Here is a 26,266-nt window from a genome sequence, read left to right on the forward strand (position 1 = left end):
TTATGACTATGAATGCCATTTTGGATTTCAGCGATTCGAATATCTCGTTAAGTTTGTGTTACATAATGTTACGCGTAGTAAATTAGGTGCGAATAGTTAATACTACATGCCGCTAATTCGCGTTCATCAGTTCGCGCAGTTACAATAGTGTCTATGGATTACCAAGAGCAAGAAATGCATGAATATGAAATGCATGAGGATATTAAGGAAAGTGAAAATAAGCTAGATTTAGCTTCACTTTTTCCAGCCAAAGGCGACGATAGAAGGCCGCCAGATTGGCTAGGTCGTGCGCTTATTTATGTTGCAATTGTTACTTTTGTGTCTATCTTCTTATGGTTCGCTTGGAATAGTATTTCATTCATTGTTTTTGATGTTGTGATTTCTGTTTTTATTGCGCTCGCAATGGAACCGCTTGTAGTTCGACTAGTTAAGCACGGCTGGAGGCGAGGAGTTGCTTCTGGTTTTACGCTAACGGGTTTGCTTGTTGTAATTAGTTTGCTACTTGCTTTGTTCGGTAATTTATTTGCTCAACAGGTTGTTTCAATGGTTATGGGCTTGCCTGATTTATACAACCAATTTGCGAATTTTGTGTTTCACTATACCAGTTTTAAAATGCCTAATATTGAGCAGCTTGGCATGGAAATTTTGAAGCATGTGCAAACATCTTGGGTTGTTGATTTTGCTGGTCAAGCGCTTAACACAACATGGGGATTGATGACTGTTCTGCTTGATTTGCTCACCATTATTATGGTTACGTATTACATTTCTGCAGCAGGTCCAGCTATGCGTCGTAGCATGTGCCGTTGGATGAATCCGCAAGCTCAGCGTCGTTTCCTATTTATTTGGTCAGTTGTTCAAGAGCAGATTTCGAGCTTCCTGTTTTCGCGAATTATTTTGGCAGCTATTAACGCAGTAGGTACCGCAATTTTCCTTATTGTGATGAATATACCGTATTGGCTTCCGCTGGCATTATTCTGCGGAATTGTTTCACAGTTTGTGCCTACAATTGGTGGCTATTTGGGTGGAGCTTTGCCTATCTTGGTTGCGTGGGGTTCCAATGGTTTTGGTGCAGCTGTTGCAACATTAATTTTTATTACGATTTATCAACAAATTGAAAACATGGTTATTTCGCCGAAAATTTCCGAAAAGACTATGGATTTGAATCCTGCAGTAGCTTTTATTTCAGTTCTTGTAATGGGCGCTGTATTTGGTGCTCTTGGAGCATTTTTGGCTTTGCCTGTAACTGCAAGTTTGCAAGCGATTTTCAGAGTATGCACGAAGCAATATAGTTTAGTTTCTTCTCCGCTTATGAACGATCCTCATCCTGATCATACTTCTATTATTGTTCGTTGCGTTGAAGCGATTGGTCGTAAGTTCATGAATCCAATGAGCGAAAGTGTTCATCGCGTAATGAAAGGCACAAGCTCTCGCGTTTCTTTGAACGAAGATATTTTATATTGGTATAAGCAAGCTTATGTGTCAGACTCTGACGATGCGAATAGCAGCAAAGTTTCCTCTAATGATTCTGATCAAACGGACGTATTGGAAACAATGCCGATTTCACGCGAAATATTAGATGCCGTAAATAAAGATATTGCGAAGCGTAAAGTAAATTCTGAAAATAAGGATTCTCCTAAAGCAAAATTGCAAGTAGGTGAGTCTAAAATAGTAAGCAATACAAAAAATAGTAAAAGTAACGTAAAAAGTAATCCACGGAGCGGATGGAAGCGATGATTCTTCTATCAATATTTGATGTACTAGTAATACTTATTGGCATAAGCGGTGTTGTGTATCAAGGTGTTTGTGCCGTTGCATCTTTATTCGCTAAACCTGTTGTTTTTCCTGAAGCGCCAATGGATAAGCATTATGCTGTGCTTATTTCTGCGCGTAATGAGGAAGCTGTTATAGGTAATCTTATTCATTGCATTCAAACTCAAACGTATAGACAAGATTTTATTGATATTTGGCTTGTTGCAGACAATTGCACTGATTCTACTGCGCAAGTTGGCCGCAATCGTGGATGCAATGTAGTTGAACGTTTTGATAAAGAGCATATTGGTAAAGGTTATGCGCTCAGCTATCTTCTCGACCATATTATGAAAATTGGTGCAGATAAAGTTTATGATGCGTACTTCGTTTTCGATGCAGACAATAAACTTGATCCGCATTATTTTGAGGAAATGAATAAAGGTTTCCACGCAGGATATCAAATTTTAACTAGCTACCGCAATTCCGTGAATCTTTCAGATAATTGGGTTTCTTCCGGCTCTGCACTTTGGTTTATTCGAGAATCGCGATTTACTAACAACTCTCGAATGCTATTCGGTTCAAGTTGCCACGCTGGTGGAACTGGATTCATGTTCTCGCGTGAGATTATGCACAGAAATAGCGGATGGAAATTCCATCTTCTTACTGAGGATCTTGAATTTACTATGGACGCTATTCTTCACGGAGATAAAGTTGGATATTGCGGTTCTGCAGTATTATATGACGAACAGCCTGTGTCGTTTAGGCAGAGTTGGAGGCAGCGTCTTCGCTGGAGCAAGGGATTCTTGCAAGTATTTCGTTACTATGGAGCAGCTCTTATTCGACATGGTATTCGCGAAAGAGATTTTTCGTCGGTTGATTTTACGCTTATGCTTTTCCCGTTTATGGTTTTGGCTGTTGCAAGAATAATACTTGGGTTTATTTTTGCTGCATTTGGATTTGTAACATGGATGAGTCAAATCTATTCAATGATTAACTTCATTACAACTACTGTTACAAGCGTTTTAGGCATGATGATATTTGTGTCGCTCACTATTTTAGTTGAACACGATAAACTTGGAGCAACGAATAAGGAGCTGTTTGCGTACGCTCTTAGCTTCCCGATTTTTATGCTTTCGTACGTGCCTATTGCGTTCCAAGCTATTTTCTCAAAGAGCGAGTGGAAGCCGATTCAGCATACTGGTCGCTGAGTGCTCGTTTCCTCAATGTGGCGCGAGTTTTGGAGCTGGTGTTTGGCTGGCGAATTTCTTGTGTGACTGTGAGTGGTGGGTGTTACTTATCTCGCAGCGCTCCGCTCTTATACCTTATTTAGACTTAAAGGTTGCGTAGTTAAGTTTAGTTTTTTACTTACTTTTTCTGCAAAAATAGTATTCATCATCACGATTATTACTATCGTTCCGCTTTTATATTGCTCGACAAGCAACACCCACCTCTCACTACTAGTAAAACCGCTAGTGGTCTGTGGTGTGGTAGGAGCGCCTGGTGTGGCGTGTGCGGCAGCGCGAATGCTAGTGTTCTTTAAGCAATAAATACTCAATATCTGCAGAGCAATAATGTTAAAGTTCATTAAGTAATAAATAATCGCTGTTCGCAGAAGCACTGGTGCAAAGCTACATAAGCACTTTTCGCAGAAGCGCAACTGCAAAGCTTCAGGAAGTTTGGGAGATTACGACTGTTTCTTCACACCGCTGTAAAGTTTCTGCCGTTTTTGGTGGTTGGGGGGGATTGTCTCGCTTTTGGAGGTTTATCTGTTGTGTTTTGCTCCAAAACGCGGGGAACTTATCTCGCGTTTGGAGCGCGCGTGCGGATGGTGCCGGCGTTTCGATTGCGCAAAAATTGCGAGTATGAGATAATAGAAGCCCTGATATAAACGTGCGATTGCGCATAATGTAGCGCAATGCGTGCGTTTATCTGTATGTTGTGAGGTTTCTATGGTAGATTCTGTCCCGTCTGAATATCCGTCCGGAAATACTTTTGCTAGCAGCATTCCAGTTTTTGGCGCAAACACTTACGATGCTACTAACGAAGATGTTCCAGCGGTTTCTATTCGCGGATTTGTTAAGACTTTTGGCAAGAAAGTTGCTGTAGATAATCTTTCGTTAGATATTCCAGCAGGCTCTTTCTACGGATTAGTAGGCCCTAATGGTGCCGGCAAAACTACTACGATTAAAATGCTTACGGGCTTGCTTATGCCTGATTCCGGTTCGGCTTCGATTTTTGGCAATGACGTTTGGAGCGATGTAAATAGTGCTAAGCGCGCAATCGGTTTAATGCCTCAAGCAGATGAGATTTTTAAGACAATTACTGGTTTGCAGCTTTTAACTTACGCTGGCATGCTTCGCGAGATGAGTCGTGCGGAATCCGTAAAGCGCGCGAACGACTTGCTTTCTGCTTTCGACTTAACAGAAGCTGCAAACACTATGGTTTCTGACTATTCAACTGGTATGACTAAGAAGATTTGCCTTGCAACCGCTATGATTCATAGCCCTCGCGTGCTTGTGTTGGACGAGCCTTTTGAGGCAGTGGACCCTGTTTCTAGCGCGAATTTGAAGGATATTCTCGCAGAGTACGTTTCTACTGGCGGCACGGTGATTATTTCTTCGCACGTTATGGAATTGGTTGAAAAAATGTGCTCGCATGTGGCAATCATTAACGAAGGTCATGTTGCAGCTGCTGGCACTCTTGCAGAGGTGGCTCAAGGTAAGGAACTTGAAGATCGCTTCATGGAGCTTGTTGGTGGACGTCACGCTGCTGCTCGTATCGACTGGCTTAACGGCGGCAATAGCGCAACACCAATCGCAAGTAACCAAAACGCGTAACGAAAGGCGGTAAGTAATCATGTCTATGATTTTTACAATGGTTCGCCTTCGCTGGGCGCTTACTTTTTCTGTTATGCGAAAGTCAATTTGGCAAAAAATTGGCTTTGGTATAGTCATTGTTTTTGGACTTGCAATTATATGTGCTCTTGGTTTTGCTGGCTGGAAAACAGGCAATTATCTTAATCCGGGAATACTCGCAGACGCTAAAGAATGGCGGGAATTCCAAGTTGCTCCAATAATGGTTGCGTCGATTGTGTCAATTTTTACGTTGTTTGTAAACATATTTATGTTTGGCAGCGACACAACACTAAAATCGCGTAGCTTTGCGCTTTACGGCATTCCTTACGTAAAACAGCAAGCAGGTATGCTTCTTGGCTCTCTTTTTGGAGCGCTTTCAATAAGCTTCACAATCGCACTTGCTTTGTGGTCTTTAGCGTACCGAAACTTTGGAATTGTGCCGGTTTTAGTAAGCGTAATTGCAGCTCCGCTTTATGTTGCAACAATCGTGTCTTTAAGTAAAATGCTTATTGAGCTTTTAGATACTATTTTAATAAACAAGCGTTCAAGAAACATTTTTTACGTTGTTATTTTTATAGTGTACATGATTTTTGTTTCTGGTATGGGTGCGAATAGCAAAGCCACAAATAGCTCAATTGAAATCAGCTCAAGTTTCTGTGCTGCGTCCGCTTTTACGCCATTAAGTGCAGCTATGGCCTTGCCGCTCGATGCAATTAATGGCAATTGGCTTTCGCTTGTTATTCGCTTCTTTATTTGCGTTGTAACGATTGCTGCTTGCTTTGCAATCTCTGTATTTTGCGCAAAATTAGAGCCGAAGCTTATTCGCGGTGAGCAAAAAACAGTTGTTAAAACTAAGGGAATCGGCTTGTTTGCACTTGTTCCAGACAACACAGTCGGTGCGATTATTGCGCGAATTGTTAGCGTTATGAGAAGAGATATGCGTCAGCTATTTTTGCTTCTTATGCCGCTTTTTATGCTGCTAATCGCAGGAGGAAATAGTTTTAATGCTAAAGGATTTGAGTCTCTAACAGATAACTTAGGTATTTCTGGCTGGATGATGTATGCTGCGATGCTTATGGGCATGGTTGTTGGAAACAATATTGCATACGATGGCACAGCTTTTACTATGCACGCGATTATTGGAGTAAAAGGCGTGCACGATCGCTTAGCGAACGCAATAGTTTGGTCAGTGATTTGCGCTGTTTATTTCGCGATTATTGGAGTAGGGGTTTACGTTTTCCTTTTCTTCGTAGTAAATGTTCAGCAAAATGTGAATGCAGTTATGTTCCAAACTCTTTGTCCAATTGGAATAGCTTTTGCTTCCATAGGCATTGGCTTAATTTCTTCGTGCATAGCAATGTACCCTGTGGCATCAATCGAAAAGCCATTTTCTAGGCCGCAAGGTTCTGCAGGAGCTAGATCTTTTGCGCCAATAGGTTTTACGCTTCTTGCTGCAGTATGCATGATTCCGTCTATTGCTTTGGCTATGGCGTTTTTGGCTATTAACCCGAATCTTTTGTGGATTGCAAGCATTTTGTTTGTAGTAAACGGCTTGATTGTGCTGGTTGTTGGCGTGATTCTTGGCGGCAAAGTGATGGATAAGCGCATGATTCGCATTGTTGAAAACTTGCGCAGATTTGCCTCGATTACTGCGTAACTTACGCACGCTTTGTTGCAAGCGCAATGTATAGTTAAGCGCGGTATTTGCAATCGATTTAAAGGTGTGCTCGCATGGAAAGTAATAAAGGCTCAAACGATGCCTTAAATATTCCTAATGCGAGCACGCCAGCGCAAAGCAACGAACCCAACAAAAGTATCGCGCCTAAAGCAAGTGGTGAATCTAAACCAAGTAATGAACAAAAACTAAGTAGTGAACAAAAACTAAGTAGTGAATCTGAACCAATCAGTGAGATTGAGATTAAACCAAGTAGCACTCAGAAGAAAAGTAAATACGCTGCTATGGTTTTAAGAAGCCAATATCCTTCTCGTTGGCGATTACTTATTGCATTTATAGCAGTTATAGTCAGTGCAGCAATTATTTTTACTTATTTTTTGCTTGACATATATGATATTCTTCCTGGCCCTTTGACGTTGCGAAAACAACATTATTCTGTAACTGTTTCTTCTCCTAAATCACTTTTGCGAGTTAAATCCCTAGCTAAAAGCGTTACTTATGGTAAAGAAATAAATCATTCGCAAGCTCAAAAACTTATCGACGAGTTGGTTTCCGATGCTTCTATGAGTAGCAGTACTTCAGCAGTAATTATGGATGCTAATGGGCGAGTAGTTGCTTCACATGAGCCAAATGCTTTAAGAGAGCCAGCGTCAACGCTTAAAACTTTAACTGCTAGCGTGGCTTCTCGCACTCTTGACATGGGTTCAACTCTTGATACTCAAGTATTTTTGTTGCCTAAAACAGGCGGTGAGCCAGAACGAGCTTCTAGTGCGAATGCTAGAAAGCTTGTGCTTCGCGGAAATGGTGACATGCTTCTTGGAGTTGGAGAAAACGATTGGAACCATGTTAATGGCAGAGCAGGCTTAACAACATTAGCGAGAAGAACAGCCAACGCGCTGAAACTTGAAAATATTCACACAGTTTCATTAGCTGTTGATGACTCATTGTTTGGCGCAAAACGTGCTCCTGATTTGATTTATGAAACAGATGTTGAACGACGCTTTTATGCTCAAACGTCATCTTTGGCTATAGATGATGCTCGTCAGCGTGACCTTTCATTGCAAGGTGTGGATGCTGACGCTATGACAGATTTTCCGCTTTCTGATCCTCATCCTGCTTTAAGTGTTGGTCGTGTTTTTGCTAAATTATTAAGCAAACAAGGAATAGTTATAAGTAATTATTCTAATAAAACCACTTCTGACGAAAAAAATTCCGGTTCAGACTCGTCTGCAGATGATTCTTCTGAAAATAATAAAGATTCTGAAAATGAAAATAAATCTGCACAATCTGAAAATCTTGTAATACCGGTGAGCGAAACTAAATCGTTAATATCATCTAATTCGCGTTTAATTGCACAAGTTTCTTCTGCGCCTTTAAACGAAATAATGGCATATACGCTTCGTATTTCAGACAACACATTGGCGGAAGAGTTTGGTCGTTTGACTGCGCTTGCAACTCACAAATCCAACTCTCCGGAAGGTGCAGTTCAGGCAGTAAAAGAGGGATTGCGCAAGCTCAATATCGATATACGCGGTTTGCACATGTCTGATTGCTCAGGCTTGTCTCCAAAATCAAGGTTGCGCGCAACAACGCTAGCTCAAGTACAGGTGCTTAATATTAAAGCCGATTCTGGAGGTGCTGCAGCTGCTGAAGGATTGTCTCTTCCTGGTTTAGTTGGAACAGCAAGAAAGCGTTTGGCGGATGAATCTTCTGCAGGTATGCTTCGCGTAAAGACTGGTTCTTTAAGTGAAGTTACTTCTATGGTTGGTAATGTATCTAGGAAAAGTGGTGGAGTACTAACTTTCGCTGTTGTTGCGAACCAGCCAGCTGATATTTGGGGAGCGTTCGTAGCGATTAATAAGTTTATGGCAGAATTGCCAAAACTATGATTTATGAGTTGCAATTTAGCGTTATTAGCGCGCTACACTAGAAGCTATGGTGTATTCTTCTCGCATACGCGCAGGAATTGGCGCAATCAAGCATTGTTTTGACGAACTTTCGTTATGTGCACAAGACGAGCGTTTTTCCGAACATGGCAACCACGCGACAGATGTTGATGCTCCTCTGGTTCTTATTGCGTGCTCTGGAGGTAGAGATTCTCTTGCACTTACAGCATTGAGCGTGATTGTGTGTGCAAGTAGAGGTATTCGTTGCGGTGTTGTGATAGTAGATCACCATTTGCAGCCACACTCAACTGAAATTGCCAATACTGCTGCTAAGCATTGTTTGCAATCTGGAATAGATGAAAAGTACGTGTATATTCAATCTGTGAACGTTGAAGATTCGGGAGAAGGCGAAGAGTCTGCTGCTAGAAATGCTAGGTATCAAGCAATTATTGATGTTGCTAAAAAGCAGCAAGCTGCAGCCGTGCTTCTAGCTCATACTGCAAACGATCAAGCAGAAACTGTAATGATGGGGCTAAAAGATTCTGCAGGTTTAGAAGCAGTTGCTGGCATGAAAGCAGTAACAGTGCGTCAAAACGTGCTTTTTGCAAGGCCTCTTATTAAGCTTAGTAGAGAAGATACTACTGGTATTTGTGAGGATTTAGGCATTTCATGGTGGGATGATCCTACAAATGGTGACGATATTTCACAAAATGAGGAACTTTCAGAAAATTATCCATTGAGATCTCGAGTTAGACACACGTTAATGCCTTATATTTCGCGATTTTTTAATGCGAATATGGTTACTTTGCTTTCTCGCGGAGCTGAAATAGCTAGAGATGATCTTGACTATATTAATTCTCAAGTTGACGAAGCTAGTTCACAAGTGATGGAATTTGATAAAAATGCGAAAACTGTTAGGTTAAAAGCTGATAAATTAGCGCAATATCATCCATCAATTCGTAGACGAATTATAGTGCGTGCGTTAAGTGAGCTTGGTCTGCGTTTCTCGTCAAGTCACATATCTGCAGTGGACGAGCTATGTACAAAATGGCATGGTCAGAAGCCTTTTTCGCTGCCAAATTATTACGAAGCGACTCGGCTTTCGCGCAATATCGTCATTCGCTTATGCAAAGATAGTGAACATGCAAATTGCAGATATACGAGATGACATCGACTATGAATTAATTAGCCACGAAGACCTTATGAAGCGTATTCGTGAAGTCGCTAAACAAGTAAGTGAAGATTACAAAAACAGTAATGTTTTGCTTGTTGCAGTTCTAAAAGGTGCTGTAAATACTCTTGCTGTATTTTCGCAAGAATTAAGCATTAACGCATCAATGGACTTTATGAGCTTGTCTAGTTACGGCAGTGGCACTCAAACTAGCGGACAAATTACTGTGCGCGAAGATTTAAGTACTGACGTGCGCGGTCGAGATGTGCTTATTGTAGAGGACATTGTTGATTCCGGTCGCACGCTAGCTTGGCTTGTAGATGAGCTAAAAGGTCGTGGTGCTGCAAGTGTAAAAGTTTTTGCATTGCTCAGTAAGCCTGCACGTCGCGAAGTAGACGTACAAATCGACTACTCGGGCTTTGAAATTCCTGATGCATTTGTCGTTGGTTTCGGAATGGACTACGACGAACGCTACCGCAATCTCAATAGTATTGCGGTATTAAAGCCATCAGTGTATGGTGCTTGATTTTATAGATTCTATTCAGAATTTTTATATAAATTGAGGAGTTTGAAAGGAGCCTTATTACATGGGCGCTTCTCCTATGACACCGCAAGGTCCAATGGGCGGTCCTGGGCGTGGAAATAACGGAAATAATCCGTTTTTAAATCCACGCAACCCTAGGAATCAGCGAAACAACGGTCAGCAGGGCAAGAATAATAAAAATAACGAGAACAACCACAACAATCGTCGTTCCTTCTGGCAGTCGCCATGGACGTGGATTGTGCTTCTTGTGTTGCTTTCAGTTGTCGGATTCCAAATGTTTGTTCATAACGGATCGCAAACTATCGATACTCAAGATGGTATTGAGTTAGTGCGATCTCATAAAGCAAGTTATGTGGAAATCATTGACAACAAACAGTTAGTTAAGCTTACGCTTGATAGACCGTTTAAGAAGTTCGATAAACGAAGTAATCAAAATCGTGACTTTGGCAAGGATGTGCAATTCTACTACGCGTATGCACAAGGTAGGTCAATTGTACAAGAAGTCGAAAAAGCTAAGCCTTCTAACGGTTGGACAGCTAGCTTACAATCATCTAGCATTATTTCGTATTTGATTACTTCGCTTGTTCCAATATTGTTCTTCCTTGGCATGATTTGGTTCATGTTTAGCAGAATAGGCGGTGCCGGCGGAAGTATGCTTGGCATGGGCGGCGGACGTGGCCGCGGCAAGCTACTCGAAGGTCAAACTCCTAAAACTAAGTTTGCTGACGTTGCTGGCGAACAAGCTGCTGTTGAAGAAGTTGAAGAGATTAAAGACTTCTTAAAGGATCCTTCGCGCTACAAGGCTTTGGGCGCTCGTATTCCGCGCGGTGTGCTGCTTTATGGTCCTCCAGGAACTGGTAAGACTTTGTTGGCTCGTGCTATTGCAGGCGAAGCTGGTGTGCCGTTCTATGCAATGGCTGGCTCTGACTTCGTGGAAATGTTCGTAGGCTTGGGCGCGTCTCGTGTTCGTGAACTTTTTGACGAAGCTAAGAAGAATGCTCCTGCAATCATCTTTATCGATGAGATTGATGCTGTTGGTCGTCGCCGCGGAAGTGGCATGACTGGCGGTCATGATGAGCGCGAGCAGACACTTAATCAGTTGCTTGTTGAGATGGATGGTTTCGACAACGACACTAATTTGATTATTATTGCCGCAACAAACCGTCCAGATGTCCTTGATTCCGCGCTTCTTCGTCCTGGTCGTTTTGACCGCCAGGTGGCTGTTGAGGCTCCTGATTTGGAAGGTCGCGAGGCAATTTTGAAGGTTCACGCTAAGGGTAAGCCTTTTGTGCCGGATGTTGATCTTCATATGGTTGCTGTGCGCACTCCTGGTTTTACTGGTGCAGATTTAGCTAACGTGCTTAACGAAGCTGCATTGCTTTGCGCTCGCTCTGGTGCTCAATATATCGATAATCGCGCTATTGATGAGGCAATTGATCGTGTTCAAGCAGGACCTCGACGTAAGTCTAAGGGCATGGCTTTGGATGAATTGCGTAACACTGCTTATCATGAGGGCGGTCATGCGCTTGTTGCTGCTGCGTTGCACCACACGGATCCTGTTACAAAGGTGACTATTTTGCCGCGAGGTCACGCACTTGGCTACACTGCTGTGATGCCAACAAGCGACCGTTACTCGCAGTCTCGCAACGAATTGCTGGATCAAATGGCGTATGCTATGGGCGGACGCACAGCAGAGGAAGTTGTGTTCCACGATCCAACAACTGGTGCTTCTAACGACATTGAGAAAGCTACTGCCATTGCTCGTAAGATGGTTGTTGAATATGGTTTCTCGGCAAAGCTTGGAGCTGTTAAGTGGATGGATACTGACGAAGATTCTTCTGGTTCACTCGATTCTTTGCAACCTCGTAAGTTCTCGAATCGTACTGCTGAAGTAATCGATGAAGAAGTTCATAACCTTATCGAAACTGCTCATACTGAAGCGTGGGAGATTATTAACAATAATCGTGACGTATTGGATGAGCTGGTTCGTCAGTTGCTCGCTAAGGAAACTCTTAACGAGAAGGAACTTAAGGAAATCTTCAGTAAGATTCGTAAGGCTCCTGAGCGTACTCTTTGGCTTTCGGACGATAGAAGACCAGATTCTGATCTTCCTCCTGTTGAAATTCCAGAAAGTTTGAAGCGCAACGTTGAAGGTAAGAATGAGCAGACTGAAGCTTCTGAACTTTCTGAATCTTCCAATAACGCGACTTCACAAAACCAGCAGTCTGATCAGATGCCTGTTGATACGTCTGTTCAGACTCCTGCACCTGCTCCTCGAACTGTTATTGGAACTGTTAAGCCACCTGTTAATCCGTCTACTAATCAAAATGACGGCACTCAATTTGGTGCTTAATAGTGTAAATGCAGTGCTAAAAAAGCAGATAAAATAAAATTATTAATAAACGCTGATAACAATATAATTTATTGCTGTCAGCGTTTATTTTTATTTTTTTAATAATTTAATAATAAAAATTAGTGTTATATGCAAAAAATTAAGCATGTTGATTTATATCGAGTACAATATATCAAAATATTAGTTTTGCGTATTTATAGGCAAGAGTAAAAGATAAATAAACGAATAACTGAAACTTTAATTGTTTTTTATTAGAGAGTAGAAGATGAGATTATGAATACGACCATAAGTTTGAAGGGTATTCGCCCAAGCGGTGACTCAATAGTCATTGGAATATATTCTTCTATTTACATAGATGCTGCTTTAAAAGTTAATTTGAGTAATGCGTTAGACGGAGATGAAACTAACGCAATAGATATTCCTCAAATTGCTGAGCGTCTTGCTTTTATGCTTAAACGTTGCGAAAAGGATAGCGAGATTGAGGAGCATCCTGCTATAGCTTTAGAACTTATTGCTAAATCTGTTTTAAATTCTGCTATGCACACTTGGCAAATTAGTGAGGCTGATATTACTGTTCATGCTGCTTTAAGAAGCGAATATTACGGCATGAAAAGCACTGTTGACGATGTTTGTGTTACTTTGAATAGCGTTTCTAGAGAAGAATTAAATTATTCGGAACGGCGTGTAGTTCCTGAGTCTCTTGCGCATGTTGCTGTTCGCAGCGGAAGAGTATCAGTTGACGAGTTTGAGGAAGGCGAAATAGCAGATTACTATCGTTCTCTTATTGAGGAAGATAGAAAAGAAAAGCAACGCAAAGAAGATGAAGACGCTGCTGCAGCTGCTAAAGCTGCTGTCGATATTGCAAACTCTTTCGCGGATGATTATGAAAATAATGGAGATTCACAGTGCTCTTGTGGAGATGAATCTAAAAACGTCAATTATGGCAGTGAGCTTGTTAAAAGAGAAACTAAGTCTCCTTTGTTCCGCATATGTCCAACTCCGTTACAAACAACTGCAGTGATTTCTATGAAGGGTGTCGCGAAACAAGACACGCGTTCTGCTATGCTGAGAATAGTTGCAATGCTCGAGCAGGATAGAGAATCTCGCGTTGACGGTGTATCGGCATTATATGTTGCCAATATGCTTGATGGTGATTATTACGCGGCTGTATTTATTCTGTCTTCGGGTGGTGACGAGTATGAGCTGCTTCGCTTGCTTCGCGCTGTTGCTACTTTGTATAAAGATAATGTGACTGTGCGAGTGCTGGGTACGCGTTCATATGGTGCTTCTGCTGCTGACACAAGAACTGTTGATGCAGAAAAATTACCACAACAACTAGCGGAAATGGTGACGGTTGACCCTAAGGCGCCTGAACTTATGCCGTGGATGCAGATAGAGCCAGATGCTGCTTTGGACGATAACTCAGTTTCGTACTCATTAGCGTTTGATTTTGATGCTCAAACTGTTGGGGTATACTCAGAGCAATGGCTTATAGGGGATGGTTGTTAATGAAAGCGTATCGCACACCTTGGTGGTATTTGGTACTAGGGTTACTGTTTGGCTTTGTGCTAGGCGCATTTCTAGTGTCGTCAACAGAGTCTAGTGCTATGTCATTAGCAGGAGCTCCGTGGATTGTTGTTGCAATTATGGTGATTGCTGGCTTAATAACTTTTGTTATGGCATTGCAAACTCATCAAAGTGTTGCCAACAATAAAGATAAGAATAAGAAGCATGTAAGTCCTCAATTTGCTGTTGCTGCTCTTATGCTGTCGAAGGCATTGGGAATGGCAGGTGCTATTTTGTCTGGCTGGTACGTTGGGCAATTGTTAATGAGTTTGCCACACAGTGAGATAATTCTGTATAACTCTGTTGTGCGTGAATGCTCTATTGCTGGCTTGGTGTGCTTTATTGACATGGTTGTTGGAATTTTGGGCGAGTGGCTCTGCCAAATTCCGCCTGAAGATGATTCGGAATCTGTCAATAAGTCAAATTGTACGCCAGCAACATGCTAGTATTTGCTAGGCTGGTATTTGCTAGATTAGTTTGTGTAGTTTTATTTAAGTTGCATCTTGTTTGAATTAAATAGGTAAAAGTATTAAACGCTTTTGACGCAAGTTGCAACAAACGCTGGAATTTCAACGTTTGTAAGGATGGTATATTACTTTGGCTGAATTTATCTATCAGATGATTAAGGCGCGTAAATCGTACGGAGATCGTGTAATTCTCGACGATGTTACTTTAAGCTTCCTTCCGGGCGCAAAAATTGGTGTTGTGGGTCCGAACGGCATGGGTAAGTCGACGCTGCTGAAAATTATGGCCGGTTTGGAAAATGTGACCAACGGTGAAGCTTCTTTGACTCCTGGCTATACGGTAGGTATTTTGCAGCAGGAACCACCTCTTGATGACACTAAGACGGTTGGCGAAAACATTAAGATGGCTTTTGGTGAAATTGCGCAAAAAGTGGCGCGTTTTAACCAAATCGGCGAAGAAATGGCTAATCCAGACGCTGATTTTGATGCGTTAATGGAAGAAATGGGTAAGCTTCAGACTGAAATTGACGCTGCAAACGGTTGGGATTTGGATTCGCAGCTTGAGCAGGCAATGGATGCTTTGCAATGCCCAGATCCGGATTCTCCTGTTTCTGTGTGCTCCGGTGGTGAAAGGCGTCGAGTTGCATTGTGTAAGCTTCTTCTTGAAGCGCCAGATTTGCTGCTTTTGGACGAACCTACTAACCACTTGGACGCGGAATCTATTTTGTGGCTTGAACAGTTCTTGCACAAGTACGAGGGTGCTGTTATTGCTGTTACGCACGATCGCTACTTTATGGATAACGTAGCAGAGTGGATTTGCGAAGTTGACCGTGGTCAGCTTTATCCATATAAGGGAAATTACTCAACATATTTGGAAACTAAAGCAAAGCGTATAGAAATCCAGGGTGCCAAGGATGCCAAGCTTGCTAAGCGTTTGAAGAATGAGCTTGATTGGGTGCGTAGCTCGCCGAAGGCTCGACAAGCTAAGAACAAGGCTCGTTTGGAACGCTACGACCAAATGGAGCAAGAGGCACGTAATTCCAAGAAGCTTGACTTCTCTGAAATTCAAATTCCAGCAGGTCCGCGTTTGGGCTCGCAAGTTTTGGAAGCAAAGCATATTCACAAGGCTTTTGGCGACCGTGTACTTATCGACGACTTGTCGTTTACGCTGCCTCGTAACGGTATTGTTGGTGTGATTGGTCCAAACGGTGTTGGTAAGTCTACGCTTTTCAAGACGATTGTTGGCTTGGAACCTCTTTCTGGCGGCGAGCTGATTGTTGGCGATACTGTGAAGATTTCTTACGTGGATCAGAATCGTGCAGGATTGGATCCTAATAAGAATTTGTGGGAAGCTGTTTCTGGCGGACTTGATTTTATTGAGGTTGCAGGTGTTGAGATTCCTACTCGCGCATATGTTGCAAGCTTTGGTTTTAAGGGTTCGGATCAGCAGAAGCTTACGGGAGTGCTTTCCGGCGGTGAGCGTAACCGTTTGAACTTGGCTTTGACTCTTAAGCAGGGTGGAAACTTACTTCTTCTCGATGAGCCTACTAACGATTTGGATGTTGAAACTTTGGAAAGCTTGGAAAACGCTTTACTTGATTTCCCAGGCTGCGCTGTTGTGGTTTCGCACGATCGTTGGTTCCTTGACCGAGTTGCAACGCATATTCTTGCTTGGGAAGGTGACGACGAGAATCCTGCAAAGTGGTACTGGTTCGAAGGTAACTTCCAAGCTTACGAAGAAAATAAGATTGCTCGCTTGGGTGAGGAAGCTGCTCGTCCGCATCGCTTGCATCGTAAGCTCACTCGCTAGATTTTGTGAATATAAGTCGCGCAAATTGTATATAAATTTTACAGTTTGCGCGACTTTTTTCTATTTGTGAGTGTTAAATTAGTTTTCTATTTAAAAGTGATAAGAATCACACATGCTGCGCTTGAGATGTATGAATATGCGAGTATCATACAACTTGTATTAGTGTCAGTTTGCAATTTTATGTGCGCTGAAACGTATTGAGAGAGTATGAAGCGTTCTAGATAGCAACTTGGCGTGAAACAAAGAAGCGAATGCTAATTTATTGGCTGCCGCATGATTGCATATTACAAATTATGCATAATCAGAAACATAAAGAAGACACATTATTGAAGTGAGGAATAATGGCGAAGAAGATCATGAATGCAAAGCATCTTGCTGATTTGCAAAAGTCTATGCAAAAGTCTAGTGACAGCGTTATTTACGCGCCACTTTCTAAGAGTGTGTGCGCTGCGATGCTTGCCGGCGCAATGGTGCTTGGGGGGGGGGGTATTCGTTTCTACTCCTTTGCCTGCGTATGCTGATGGGTATGTAGACGGCACTGGTAACAACATTTATTACGGTTTTAAAACTGATGCACAATATGCCGAGGCTCATTTCAACATTGACGTTGAATATTACGATACTCTAGAGCACGCCAGGGAAGGCGGTACTGAAGGCATAGATCCTTTAGGAAAATTTGTTCGCGTTCATTATCTTTCTAATTGCAACAACAATGCTACAGCAGACGAATGGAAGTTCCGCCCAATGTGGTGGTTTGGCGTTCCTGCTGGTTTGAAGGATCCTCAATATATTCATTTTAAGCGTATTGAAAAGTTAACACAAAACGGCAAGCAGCAGGTTAAACCTACTGGTTCTTCCCAGTATATTACTACAGACGCTAATGGCTATGGCGCTGTTTCTGATCGCCATTACAACAGCACTAAAGAATGGTCTAATCTTTCAAACTTCTACTTTAGCGGCAATAATATTGCTACAAAGGGTTGGAAGCAGCTTGTTGGACTTGGTGATAAAGACAATAGCAAGACTTACGACAATGCTGGTGATACAGAGAAGCAGTGGGATATTTATAAGCAGGACACACAAGGTCTTAAGGGTATTTTCGTAGACTGGGAGTCTGCTGGTCAGCGTTGGTATGACATGACTTACGTTTCCGAAATGGAAGAAACAACATGGAAGAATCGTGATAAGAATCCTTTGCGATTTGCTGCTGGCGTTTACCGTTTTGCCGGTAATTGGCATTATGCGGCTGGTCAAAAGCACAATACTCCAAAGATTGCGGATCATTTTAATCTTACTTATCCAGCTGTGACTAAGGTGAAGGATACCAAAAAGCTCACTAGTGACGAACAGACAGCTGTTAAGAATGCCATTGTAGAAGCTAATAAAAATGCAAAGTATTACTCGGATTTGGTAGAAAAAGTAGAAGTATCCGAAAAGGGTGATGCAACTATCACCTTTAAAGATAATACGACTCGCACTATGCCAGCTAGCTTGCTTGTGACAAAAGACGAGACTGATAAAGATAAGTACAGGCCAACTTTGCCAACTCGTACGCCTGTAGTTAATTTGAAGAAGCTCACGCCTGATGAAAAAACTAACATTCGTCAAGCGATTATTGATGCTAATGGCGGCTCAACTCCAAACGATTTCTTGAAGCATATTAAGAAAGACAGCACTGGTGGCTACGATTTTAAGGTTGCGGATAATGGTGATGTAAGTGTTGAATACCAAGATGGCTCAAAGATTACAATCCCTGCGTCTGAGCTTGTGTTCCAAGGGCCAAAGATCTCCGATTGGGCACCATACGTTGTGCCGGACACGATTGAGGTTGAGAATCTTAAGCAGCTTTCTGATGATGATGTAACTAAGATTAAGAATGCATTCGATACGGCAAATGCTGATTTGGATGTTTACTCGAATGCGAAGAAGAAGGATTCTGCTGGCTACTTAGCAATTGATAAAAAGACCGGAAATGCCACAATCAAGTGGGCAGATGGTTCTACAACAGTTATTGACGCGTGGCAATTCCTACAGCAGAAGCCAAAGACTACGCCATCTCCAAATCCTCAGCCACCAACTCCAACTCCTACTGCCGAAAAAGAGTTCATTGTTGAAGCGCCTCAAAACCAATCAAGTGTTAATTTCGATCCTTTTAATGCTAAGGATACGGACTTAACGGACCCTAATAACACACAGAGTTTGAATTCAATTAAAGGTAAATTGAAAAACTGTGTAGCAAAAGATGCAAAGGACAACAAGACCCCTGTCACAATCAAAGATGTTGAATTTAAGATAGAAGATGGTAAGGGCGTAGTAGTATTCCACGCCGACAACTACAAAGACGCTAAGTATCCAATGAGCGTATTCCTTAAGCAGAAAGCTAATAAGCAAACGCCTCAGCAGCCAGATACCACTTTGCACCATCCAGGTCAGATGACTGCATATAAGTATTATGTAGATCCAGTACAAGTAGATAACGTTAATTCCCCTAAACCCGAAGATCAGATTGCTGCGTTTAAGAAGTTTATGAAGAAGAACTATAATGTGGATATAACCGATCAAGAGGCTATGTCTGCTTATACTCTTAAAGACAATGATAAGCCTGTAGCTGGTGTTGAAAATATGCAACGCTATGTTAAAGGTCAAAATAATGGCGCAGGCGTAGTATCGTTTAGTCTTAATCAGGACGGAACCATAGCTGTTCAAGGTTTTGAAACTGGAGAAAATAATTCAAAGAAATTGTTTGATGTGCCTTTAACAGATTTGTATGTTAAAAAGAACAGCTCTCAGCCGCAAAAAGATACCACGATTGACAATCTAAAGCAGCAAGCTAAGGATCTGTTGCAGAAGCGTACAAAAACTGATGGTCTTACCAATGACGATTTGAAGCGCGCTGGTATTTCCGATCCTGATCAGCTGAATGATGCCAAGATCGATGAAATAGCAAAGGGTCAAACAGCCGAAAAAGACCTGCGCGACCTTATTCGCAAGCTTACTGATGCCAAGAAAGCTGAGCGCAAGTATAACAAACCTGGCGTTGTTGAATTTGATAAGGGTGCTACAGATGATGCAAAGTTCAAGGCAGCTGTGAAGGCATTCCTTAAAGCTAACTATACAAATCCAGAAGTTGTAACTGATGAAAGTATTACGTCTCCGCTAACTTTGCCTAATACGCTGAAGGCTAAAGATGACACTGTTTATATGGGAATAGACGCTGACGGCATTAAGTCTCTCTCTAAGGATGCAAGTAACAATATTGTTATTACTCCATCTAAGGGTGATGCTTTTACAGTTAAGGTAACCTATAAGCAAAAAGAAGATAAGCCAACTCCATCTGCTGAAGACCTCAAGAAGTTTAAAGAGCAGGCGAAGGAGATTATCGACCGTAATCCAAAGCTTACTGATGAGCAGAAGACAAACTACAAGAATCAGATTGATCAGGCTGATACTAAAGAGAAAATCCAGAATATCCTCAAGGAAGCTAACCAGCAGGCTGGTAAGAATAATGTAAATCCTGAAGATATCAAGAATAAAGAGAAAGAAGAAAAGGAGAAGCGCGAAAAAGAGCAAAAAGAAAAGGATGAGAAGGAGCGCAAAGAGAAGCAAAAAGAGCAAACCACTAAGGATAAGCAGACTGCTAACACCACTATTGATGGTCTTAGTGATTTAACTCAAGATGAAAAGGATAAGCTCAAGGAAAAGCTGAATGGAAAGAATGGAGATACTACCAAGCCTGGTGCTAATACTCCTGAAGAAGTTCAGCAGATTGTCAATGAAGCTCAAGCTCGAAACGCTGCTCACAAAGCTATTAAGGATGAGTTACCATTCTTAAGCCACGGCAAGTCTGATAGTAACGACGATAAGGCTCTTAAGGAGTTAATCGGTTCTGATCCAGCTAAGAAGGATGCAGCACTCACTGCTTTGGAAACCGCTCTTGCAAAGCAGAATCCTACTGCAGCTGATATCCGCGCAGCTCTCGATGCTGCTAAGCGTCAGAATAGCATTAACGAGCAGAATGCTAAGAATGCTGGTATTGCGAAGCTTGAAGCTAAGAAGGCAGAGCTTGATGCAGCATATAACGCTTTAGCAGCTGATCAACAGGCGAAAGCCAAGGAGAAGTACGACGCGGCTATTAATGCAATCAATGATGCTAAGACTACTGTGAACAACGCAACAAAGCCTTCTGACATCATGACGGCTGTTAATGGTGTAGATACTTCGCTTAATGCTGCTAAGGAAGACATTAAGAATAATACTCCTCAGCGCGATACCACTCAGAACACATACGATAATCAGTCTGAACTTAATAAAGAAAAGGAAGATCAGAAGAAACGCATTCAAAATAGTGATCTCCCAGCTGCTGACAAGCAGAAGGCCATTGATGACATCAATAATGCAAAGAAGATTGGCGACCCAACTGCTATTGCTAATCGTGCTTTGAAAGCAAAAAAGATTGAGGATGCTAAGAAGCAGATTGCTGCGCTTGATCATTTGAACAATGCTCAGAAGGAAGCTTTCAAGAAGATTATTGAAGATACTGATGCTTCTGATCACAAGAATGCTGACGGAACAACTTCTGACGACATTGACGATGCGCTCGCAAACGCTGCAAACACCGATAATGCTATGGCTCGTCTTGAAGAGTTGAAGAAGAAAGCTGACGATCTTAAGGGAACTGACAAGTACACTGGTACTAATGTTGATTCTAAGAAGAAAGCTGCATTTGACGAAGTTCTTCAGTCTGTTGATGATTTGCTTAACAAGGATAAGGGTGACGCTAAGGGTGCTCCTGAGGTCAACGATCTTTACACTGATCTTCTAAACAAGATGCGTGATTTGGATCCTGATGCTCAAAGTGCTGGTCTTAAGACTGATGCTCTTGCTGCTGAGATTAAGTCCGATAAGACCTACAAGCCAGCTACTCCTGCAGATCCTGCAAAGCCAGGCAACTCTGTTTACAACACTTCGTCTCAGGCTAAGAAGGATGCGTTTGATCAGGCTTTGAAGGATGCTGAAACTGCTTTGAAGACTGCTGAAGATACTAAGAAGCCTGGTGCCAAGAAGATGAGTGCTGAAGAGGAAGCAACTGCTCAACAGGCTGTTGACGAAGCTCTTGACAAGCTTATTAAGGCTCGCCTTGCTTTGGATGGTGTTGACACAACCAAGTTGCAGACTGAGATTGATAAGGATAGCAACGTTAAAGACTTAGATAAGTATAAGTATGCTGATAAGTCTAAGACGGATGCGTTTGATCAGGCTCTTAAAGATGCTAATGATCTTATCGATAAGCTAACTGGTAAGCAGCAGGCCAGCGTAGACGATCATCTTGACACCAAGGAGAATAAGCAGACAGCTTTGGATGCGGCTTTGAAGAAGTTGCAAGACGCGGCTAAGGCTCTTGATGGCAAGAAACCAGTCGAGCCAACTCCAACTCCAACTCCGACCCCAACTCCAACCCCACTTCCAAATCCTGGTGCCGGAACTGGCAATACTGGCTCTGGTTCTGAATCCGGCTATGGTGTGAATGATAACGCGCCTACTACTGTGGATAAGGGCGAGTTGAACATTCAGATTGATAGTGCTGAGTCTGATTTGCAGCCTGGTAATGCTGACAACGGTAACGCTGGTTCTAACAACGCTGGTAATGCTGCAAACTCTGGCGCAAACGCTGGTAATGCAGGTAACAACAATGCTGCCAACGCCAATGCCAACTCTGGTTCCAACGCAAATAATGCTAATGGCGCAAATTCTGCTGCTGTGAATGCTGCGGTTGAAAGTAATCCGGCTGTGAAGCAGGCGGACGCTCAAGTTTCTAAGGCTCAGGCGGCTCTTGATACTGCTTTGGCTGAAGCTAAGAAGGTTGCTGCTGATCCTAACGCAACTCAGGCTCAGGTTGATGCTGCAGTTCAGAAGCTTTCTGCTGCTCGTAAGGCTTTGGCTGCTGCTAAGGCTCATGCGGCTGATGTTCGTGCTTCTGTGCGCGCTCAGGTGTTGAAGAGTGGTAGTGCTGCTCAGCTTAGTAAGACTGGTAGTGACGTGTCTGCATTCGGCTTGTTTGCTGCAACTATTAGTGCTGCTGGTGCTGCGCTTTTTGCTGCTAAGCGTCGCGGTATTTCCCGCCACAGCAATAAGTAAGCGATAGCTGTTGCAAAACCTGTAAAGATTTTGCAAATTATGTAAGTTCACGTGCTTAGCTCTAAGCTTACATAATCTTCTAAGTAAACTGACTAAAGCCTCACTTGTGATTTTTCACGGTGAGGCTTTTCTTTCATTTGTTGTCGCTTTGGCTGCGTTTGACCACATTTGCCGTGATTGTGCCAGGCGTGTGCTAGGCTCGATTAGTTCACGTTTTGAAATTTAAGTTTTGAATACACATATTTTACGAAAGGCTATTGTGCCGCATACTCATAATGCTGCGTCTCATCAAAAGCGAGGCGCGAAGAATACCAAGAACGTCAAAAATACTAGGAAATCAGCTGAAAAACGCAATCCTTTTGAATATCAGGGTAGTCATAAAAATTACGGTTCTAATCACGAGTTCAATTCGCGCAGGGAGCGCAATCGCAAAGCAGAAAAAGCTCGTCAAAAAGCGCGCGAAAAAGCCTTGCGCTATGAAGAAGTAGCTATTGCGGATGCTGAACAAGATTTTGCTAAAAATAATTTTGCTAAAAGTAATTTTGCTAAGCATAATATTGATAAAAATAATGTTGCTAAAAATGATATTGTTAAAAATGATATTGCAAAATCTCATAATCCAAAGCAAAATTCTGCAATATCTTTGCACTCTACTTCAAAAAAGCAAAAGCAAGATTCTCATAACGCAACAATTATTCCAGACTCTGCTATTGAATCTCGTGAAAATTACCGTGACGATGTCACTTTTGCGCAACTTGGCGTTCCAGAGCCTTTAGTAGAAGTGTTGCGTGCGGATGGGAAAACCACTGCATTCCCAATTCAACAAGCAACGCTTCCCGATTCCTTACAAGGTGCGAATATCCTAGGGCGAGGTCGCACAGGAAGCGGTAAAACATTAGCATTTTCTATTCCACTTGTTGCGCGTTTAGCTGAGAATTTTGTTGATTTAATTAATTTTGGTAAAAACCGTAAGTCGCGCGAGTCTAGTGAAATTCCTGCTCCTAGAGCAATAATTCTTGCTCCAACTCGTGAACTTGTGCATCAAATTGATGACGTAATAGCGCCGCTTGCTGCAGCTTATGGCATGCGTACTGTGACAGTGTATGGAGGCGTGAGATACCAGCGCCAGGTATCGCAACTTAAGCAGGGTGCGCAAATTGTGCTTGCTTGCCCTGGTCGTTTGGAAGATTTGCTGCGTCAGGGAGCACTTACGCTTGAAAAAGTGATGGTTAGCGTGCTCGACGAAGCAGACGAAATGGCGGATATGGGATTCCTTCCTGCTGTTACTAGACTTCTTGAACAAGTTGCGCCAGATGGTCAGCGCATGCTGTTTTCTGCAACGCTTGATAAGCAAGTTTCTACATTAGTTGAGCGTTTCCTTCCAAACGCTGTCGTCCATGCTGTGGATGATGCTGATTGCCAAGTTGACACTATGACGCATCATATTTTTGCTGTGTCAGCAGGGGATAAGTACGAAGTTTTGCGAAAGCTTGCTTCTGGAAAGAAACGTTCTATATTCTTTACGCGCACGAAATATCAAGCGAAGAATATGGCGAAAAAATTTGTGCAGCAAGGTATTCCTGCAGTCGATTTGCAAGGTAATTTGTCGCAGAATCAGCGAGATCGTCATTTGGCTGTGTTTGCTGAAGGCTTGGTGCGTGTGCTAGTTGCTACGGACGTTGCTGCGCGAGGTATTGACATTAGTGACGTTGCGTTGGTTGTGCAAACTGAGCCTCCTGAGGATCCTAAGTCTTTCTTGCATCGTTCGGGTCGCACTGCTCGAGCTGGTGAAGAAGGCGACGTTGTAACGCTTGTGCTTCCTAATCAAAAGCGCGCTGCTCATATGATGCTTCGTAAGGCTGGAATTCATGCGAAAGCTGAGGATGTGAATCCTGCTTCGCAAGTTCTAGATGAGATTGTGGGTGAAGCTGCTGAGCTTCAAGAAGGCTGGAGTATGCCGGAGCCGGAGCAGCAGAAGCGTAAAGGTCGCGGGCGCGTACGTGGGCGCGTACGTGGGCGTGGTGAACGTGGTGAACGTGGTGAACGCGGCGAACGCGGCGAACGTAACGGTCAAAGCAGTAGCGGTGAACGCAATGAACGCATCGAACGTGGCGAACGCAGCGAGCGTCGTTGGTACGGTAAACGTGGCGAGCGTGGTAACCGTGTTAATCGCTTCGGTCGTTAGTTTGGCGGCATTGCGTTAACGACAGTTATTTTTGTGGCATTGCGTAGCGGTCGTTAGTTTTGTGCGGCATTGCGAGGCTGGTATATTTCTCTCCTCGCGCTTTTATTTGCGTTATTTTTGTGCGTTTTGTCGATTTCACCAAATGATTATGTGTTTTCGACAGAATTGCCCCGTATTATGTTGATTTCACCAAATGATTATGTGTTTTCGACAGAATTGCTCCGTATTATGTCGATTTCACCAAATGATTATGTGTTTTCGACAGAATTGTCCTGTTTTTTGTCGAAAGTATCGGTTGATTTGGTATTTTCGACAAAAACAGCGCAATACTACAAAAGTAAGTAGCGAGTTAGCAAGCAATAAGCGACTTAGCAATAAGCAAGCAATAAGCGACTTAGCAATAAGCAAGCTAGCAATTAAGCAAGCTAGCAATTAAGCAAACAGGCTGTTAAACAGGCAGCTAAACAGGCAGTTACGCAAGTCAACGGTCGGTTAAGATAGTTACGTCAACTAGCAAATACTGCAACTAGCAAATACTACTTGGATTGACCTTTACCAAATGCGCGCAATTGCACACCATTCCAGTCAGCACTTACTGTTAACGGAGTGGCTGCGTTCATGCCAGCTGTTTTTGCTGCAGATTGAACTGTACTAGAACTTGGGGAACCTTCGCGACCTGGTTTTGGAGTAAGAACCCACATAGGCGCGTCATCGTCAAGCATATTTGTGGCATCCATAATGGTATCTGCGAGCTCATCTTCATCGTCGCCGTCGCGCCACCAAATAATCACACCATCAACAGCAGCGTCGTAATCCTCATCTACCAACTCTTCGCCGGTAAGTTTCTCGATGCTTTCGCAAATTGTTTCGTCAACATCGTCATCCCAGAGCCATTGTTGCACAATGTCTCCTGGTTGGAATCCGAATTCCTGTGCATGCTGAAAAGCTATCTGTTCCACGTGATTCAATATATCAAAGCGTCACGAAGTGCGCGCCCACAACGGCGTGTATTGTACTTACTTAAGTAATCCTGCTCTGTTTACGCTCGTGTAAAGTTTCGGTCGGCTACGCGCCTTAATCCGGCAGAAACTTTACAGTCGCGTAAAGGAACGGTCGTTTGCGCGCGAAAAAACAGCAGAAATTTTACGCGCGTGTAAAGAAAAAGTCGTTTCCGCGCGAAAAGGCGGCAGAAACTTTACGCGCGTGTAAAGGAACGGTCGGCTACGCGTCTTAATCCGGCAGAAACTTTGCGCTCGTGTAAAGAAACGGTCGCCTACGCGCGAAAAAACGGCAGAAACTTTGCGCTTGCGTAAAATAAAGGTCGTATTTTCCCTCAAACCTCCTGTAGCTTTGCATCAGTGCTTTGCAAAAAGTGGTTTTGTAGCTTTGCAGTTGTGCTTCTGCTAACGGTGATTACTTGTTGATTCGTGAACTTTAGCATTATTGCTCTGCAGACGTTGAGTGTTTATTGCCTAGAGAACACTAGCATTCGTGCTGCTGCACACATCACACAATACGCACCTACCACACCAAAAAACAACGGTGGGTGAATTTACGAGTGGGAGATAGGAATTGCTTGTCGAGCAATATAAAAGCGGAACGATAGTAATAATCTTATTGACGAATACTATTTTTGCAGAAAAAGTAAGTAAAAAACTAAACTTAACTACGCAACCTTTAAGTCCAAATAAGGTATAAGAGCGGAGCGCTGCGAGATAAGTAATTCCTATCTCACACAGCCAATTCAGAAACCCGCCAGCCAAACACCAGCCAAAACTCATAGACGATACTCAAGAACGTCTAAAACAAAAAATCAACACTAAAGAAACTTAACACGCCAGCAATCAAGCTTACCTCATCCTCGACACGCCTC

15 protein-coding genes are annotated in these 26,266 nt (G+C 42.7%); 14 read left to right on the plus strand and 1 reads right to left on the minus strand.

What is annotated here, in order from left to right:
• Positions 1–174: 174 nt before the first annotated feature.
• From HXT34_RS01145 to HXT34_RS01210, 14 genes are all read left to right on the plus strand, one after another.
• Complete coding sequence (locus HXT34_RS01145; protein ID WP_421785399.1) at positions 175–1,734, plus strand: AI-2E family transporter; 1,560 nt, start codon at positions 175–177, stop codon at positions 1,732–1,734.
• Positions 1,731–2,957 (plus strand): glycosyltransferase family 2 protein, encoded by a 1,227-nt coding sequence (locus HXT34_RS01150; RefSeq protein ID WP_421785401.1) that lies wholly within the window; start codon positions 1,731–1,733, stop codon positions 2,955–2,957. The genes HXT34_RS01145 and HXT34_RS01150 overlap by 4 nt, the downstream gene beginning before the upstream one ends.
• A 741-nt stretch (positions 2,958–3,698) precedes the next feature.
• Complete coding sequence (locus HXT34_RS01155) at positions 3,699–4,586, plus strand: ABC transporter ATP-binding protein (protein WP_415689527.1); 888 nt, start codon at positions 3,699–3,701, stop codon at positions 4,584–4,586.
• A 19-nt stretch (positions 4,587–4,605) separates the two neighbouring features.
• Entirely contained in the window at positions 4,606–6,261 is a 1,656-nt protein-coding gene (locus HXT34_RS01160; protein ID WP_415689529.1) for a hypothetical protein, read from the plus strand.
• A 74-nt stretch (positions 6,262–6,335) separates the two neighbouring features.
• Positions 6,336–8,168: a D-alanyl-D-alanine carboxypeptidase gene (locus tag HXT34_RS01165; protein WP_415689531.1), complete on the plus strand. Its 1,833-nt coding sequence runs from the start codon at positions 6,336–6,338 to the stop codon at positions 8,166–8,168.
• 46 nt (positions 8,169–8,214) lie between these two features.
• Entirely contained in the window at positions 8,215–9,333 is a 1,119-nt protein-coding gene (gene tilS, locus HXT34_RS01170) for a tRNA lysidine(34) synthetase TilS (RefSeq protein WP_415687470.1), read from the plus strand.
• Entirely contained in the window at positions 9,308–9,862 is a 555-nt protein-coding gene (gene hpt / locus HXT34_RS01175) for a hypoxanthine phosphoribosyltransferase (RefSeq protein WP_033888468.1), read from the plus strand. Before tilS ends, hpt begins: the two co-directional genes overlap by 26 nt.
• A 61-nt stretch (positions 9,863–9,923) precedes the next feature.
• Positions 9,924–12,233, plus strand: coding sequence for an ATP-dependent zinc metalloprotease FtsH (gene ftsH / locus HXT34_RS01180; RefSeq protein WP_415689533.1), 2,310 nt, complete (start codon positions 9,924–9,926; stop codon positions 12,231–12,233).
• Between the two features lie 273 nt (positions 12,234–12,506).
• Positions 12,507–13,742, plus strand: a complete 1,236-nt coding sequence (locus tag HXT34_RS01185; RefSeq protein WP_415689535.1) for a dihydroneopterin aldolase — start codon at positions 12,507–12,509, stop codon at positions 13,740–13,742.
• Complete coding sequence (locus HXT34_RS01190; RefSeq protein ID WP_415689537.1) at positions 13,742–14,245, plus strand: DUF3180 domain-containing protein; 504 nt, start codon at positions 13,742–13,744, stop codon at positions 14,243–14,245. The genes HXT34_RS01185 and HXT34_RS01190 overlap by 1 nt, the downstream gene beginning before the upstream one ends.
• A gap of 151 nt (positions 14,246–14,396) precedes the next feature.
• On the plus strand, positions 14,397–16,073 hold the full coding sequence (gene ettA / locus HXT34_RS01195) for an energy-dependent translational throttle protein EttA (protein ID WP_421785078.1): 1,677 nt from the start codon (positions 14,397–14,399) through the stop codon (positions 16,071–16,073).
• A gap of 341 nt (positions 16,074–16,414) precedes the next feature.
• Positions 16,415–16,594 carry a hypothetical protein gene (locus tag HXT34_RS01200; protein ID WP_421785080.1) on the plus strand — a complete coding sequence of 60 codons (180 nt, stop codon included), beginning with the start codon at positions 16,415–16,417 and terminating at the stop codon, positions 16,592–16,594.
• Positions 16,548–22,208 carry a GA module gene (locus HXT34_RS01205; RefSeq protein WP_421785082.1) on the plus strand — a complete coding sequence of 1,887 codons (5,661 nt, stop codon included), beginning with the start codon at positions 16,548–16,550 and terminating at the stop codon, positions 22,206–22,208. Before HXT34_RS01200 ends, HXT34_RS01205 begins: the two co-directional genes overlap by 47 nt.
• Before the next feature lie 259 nt (positions 22,209–22,467).
• Positions 22,468–24,393 carry a DEAD/DEAH box helicase gene (locus HXT34_RS01210; protein ID WP_421785403.1) on the plus strand — a complete coding sequence of 642 codons (1,926 nt, stop codon included), beginning with the start codon at positions 22,468–22,470 and terminating at the stop codon, positions 24,391–24,393.
• Positions 24,394–24,929: 536 nt separating this feature from the next.
• Here the strand turns inward: HXT34_RS01210 and HXT34_RS01215 are convergent.
• Entirely contained in the window at positions 24,930–25,352 is a 423-nt protein-coding gene (locus tag HXT34_RS01215) for a DUF3052 domain-containing protein (protein ID WP_004107331.1), read from the minus strand.
• Positions 25,353–26,266 lie beyond the last annotated feature (914 nt).

The sequence above is a fragment of the Gardnerella sp. DNF00983 genome, from assembly GCF_049244265.1.
Taxonomy (GTDB): domain Bacteria; phylum Actinomycetota; class Actinomycetes; order Actinomycetales; family Bifidobacteriaceae; genus Bifidobacterium; species Bifidobacterium vaginale_J.

Coding starts and splice junctions, on each gene's coding strand:
- HXT34_RS01145 (WP_421785399.1), top strand. CDS start 175: ATGCATGAATATGAAATGCATGAGGATATTAAGGAAAGTGAAAATAAG.
- HXT34_RS01150 (WP_421785401.1), top strand. CDS start 1,731: ATGATTCTTCTATCAATATTTGATGTACTAGTAATACTTATTGGCATA.
- HXT34_RS01155 (WP_415689527.1), top strand. CDS start 3,699: ATGGTAGATTCTGTCCCGTCTGAATATCCGTCCGGAAATACTTTTGCT.
- HXT34_RS01160 (WP_415689529.1), top strand. CDS start 4,606: ATGTCTATGATTTTTACAATGGTTCGCCTTCGCTGGGCGCTTACTTTT.
- HXT34_RS01165 (WP_415689531.1), top strand. CDS start 6,336: ATGGAAAGTAATAAAGGCTCAAACGATGCCTTAAATATTCCTAATGCG.
- tilS (WP_415687470.1), top strand. CDS start 8,215: ATGGTGTATTCTTCTCGCATACGCGCAGGAATTGGCGCAATCAAGCAT.
- hpt (WP_033888468.1), top strand. CDS start 9,308: ATGCAAATTGCAGATATACGAGATGACATCGACTATGAATTAATTAGC.
- ftsH (WP_415689533.1), top strand. CDS start 9,924: ATGGGCGCTTCTCCTATGACACCGCAAGGTCCAATGGGCGGTCCTGGG.
- HXT34_RS01185 (WP_415689535.1), top strand. CDS start 12,507: ATGAATACGACCATAAGTTTGAAGGGTATTCGCCCAAGCGGTGACTCA.
- HXT34_RS01190 (WP_415689537.1), top strand. CDS start 13,742: ATGAAAGCGTATCGCACACCTTGGTGGTATTTGGTACTAGGGTTACTG.
- HXT34_RS01200 (WP_421785080.1), top strand. CDS start 16,415: ATGGCGAAGAAGATCATGAATGCAAAGCATCTTGCTGATTTGCAAAAG.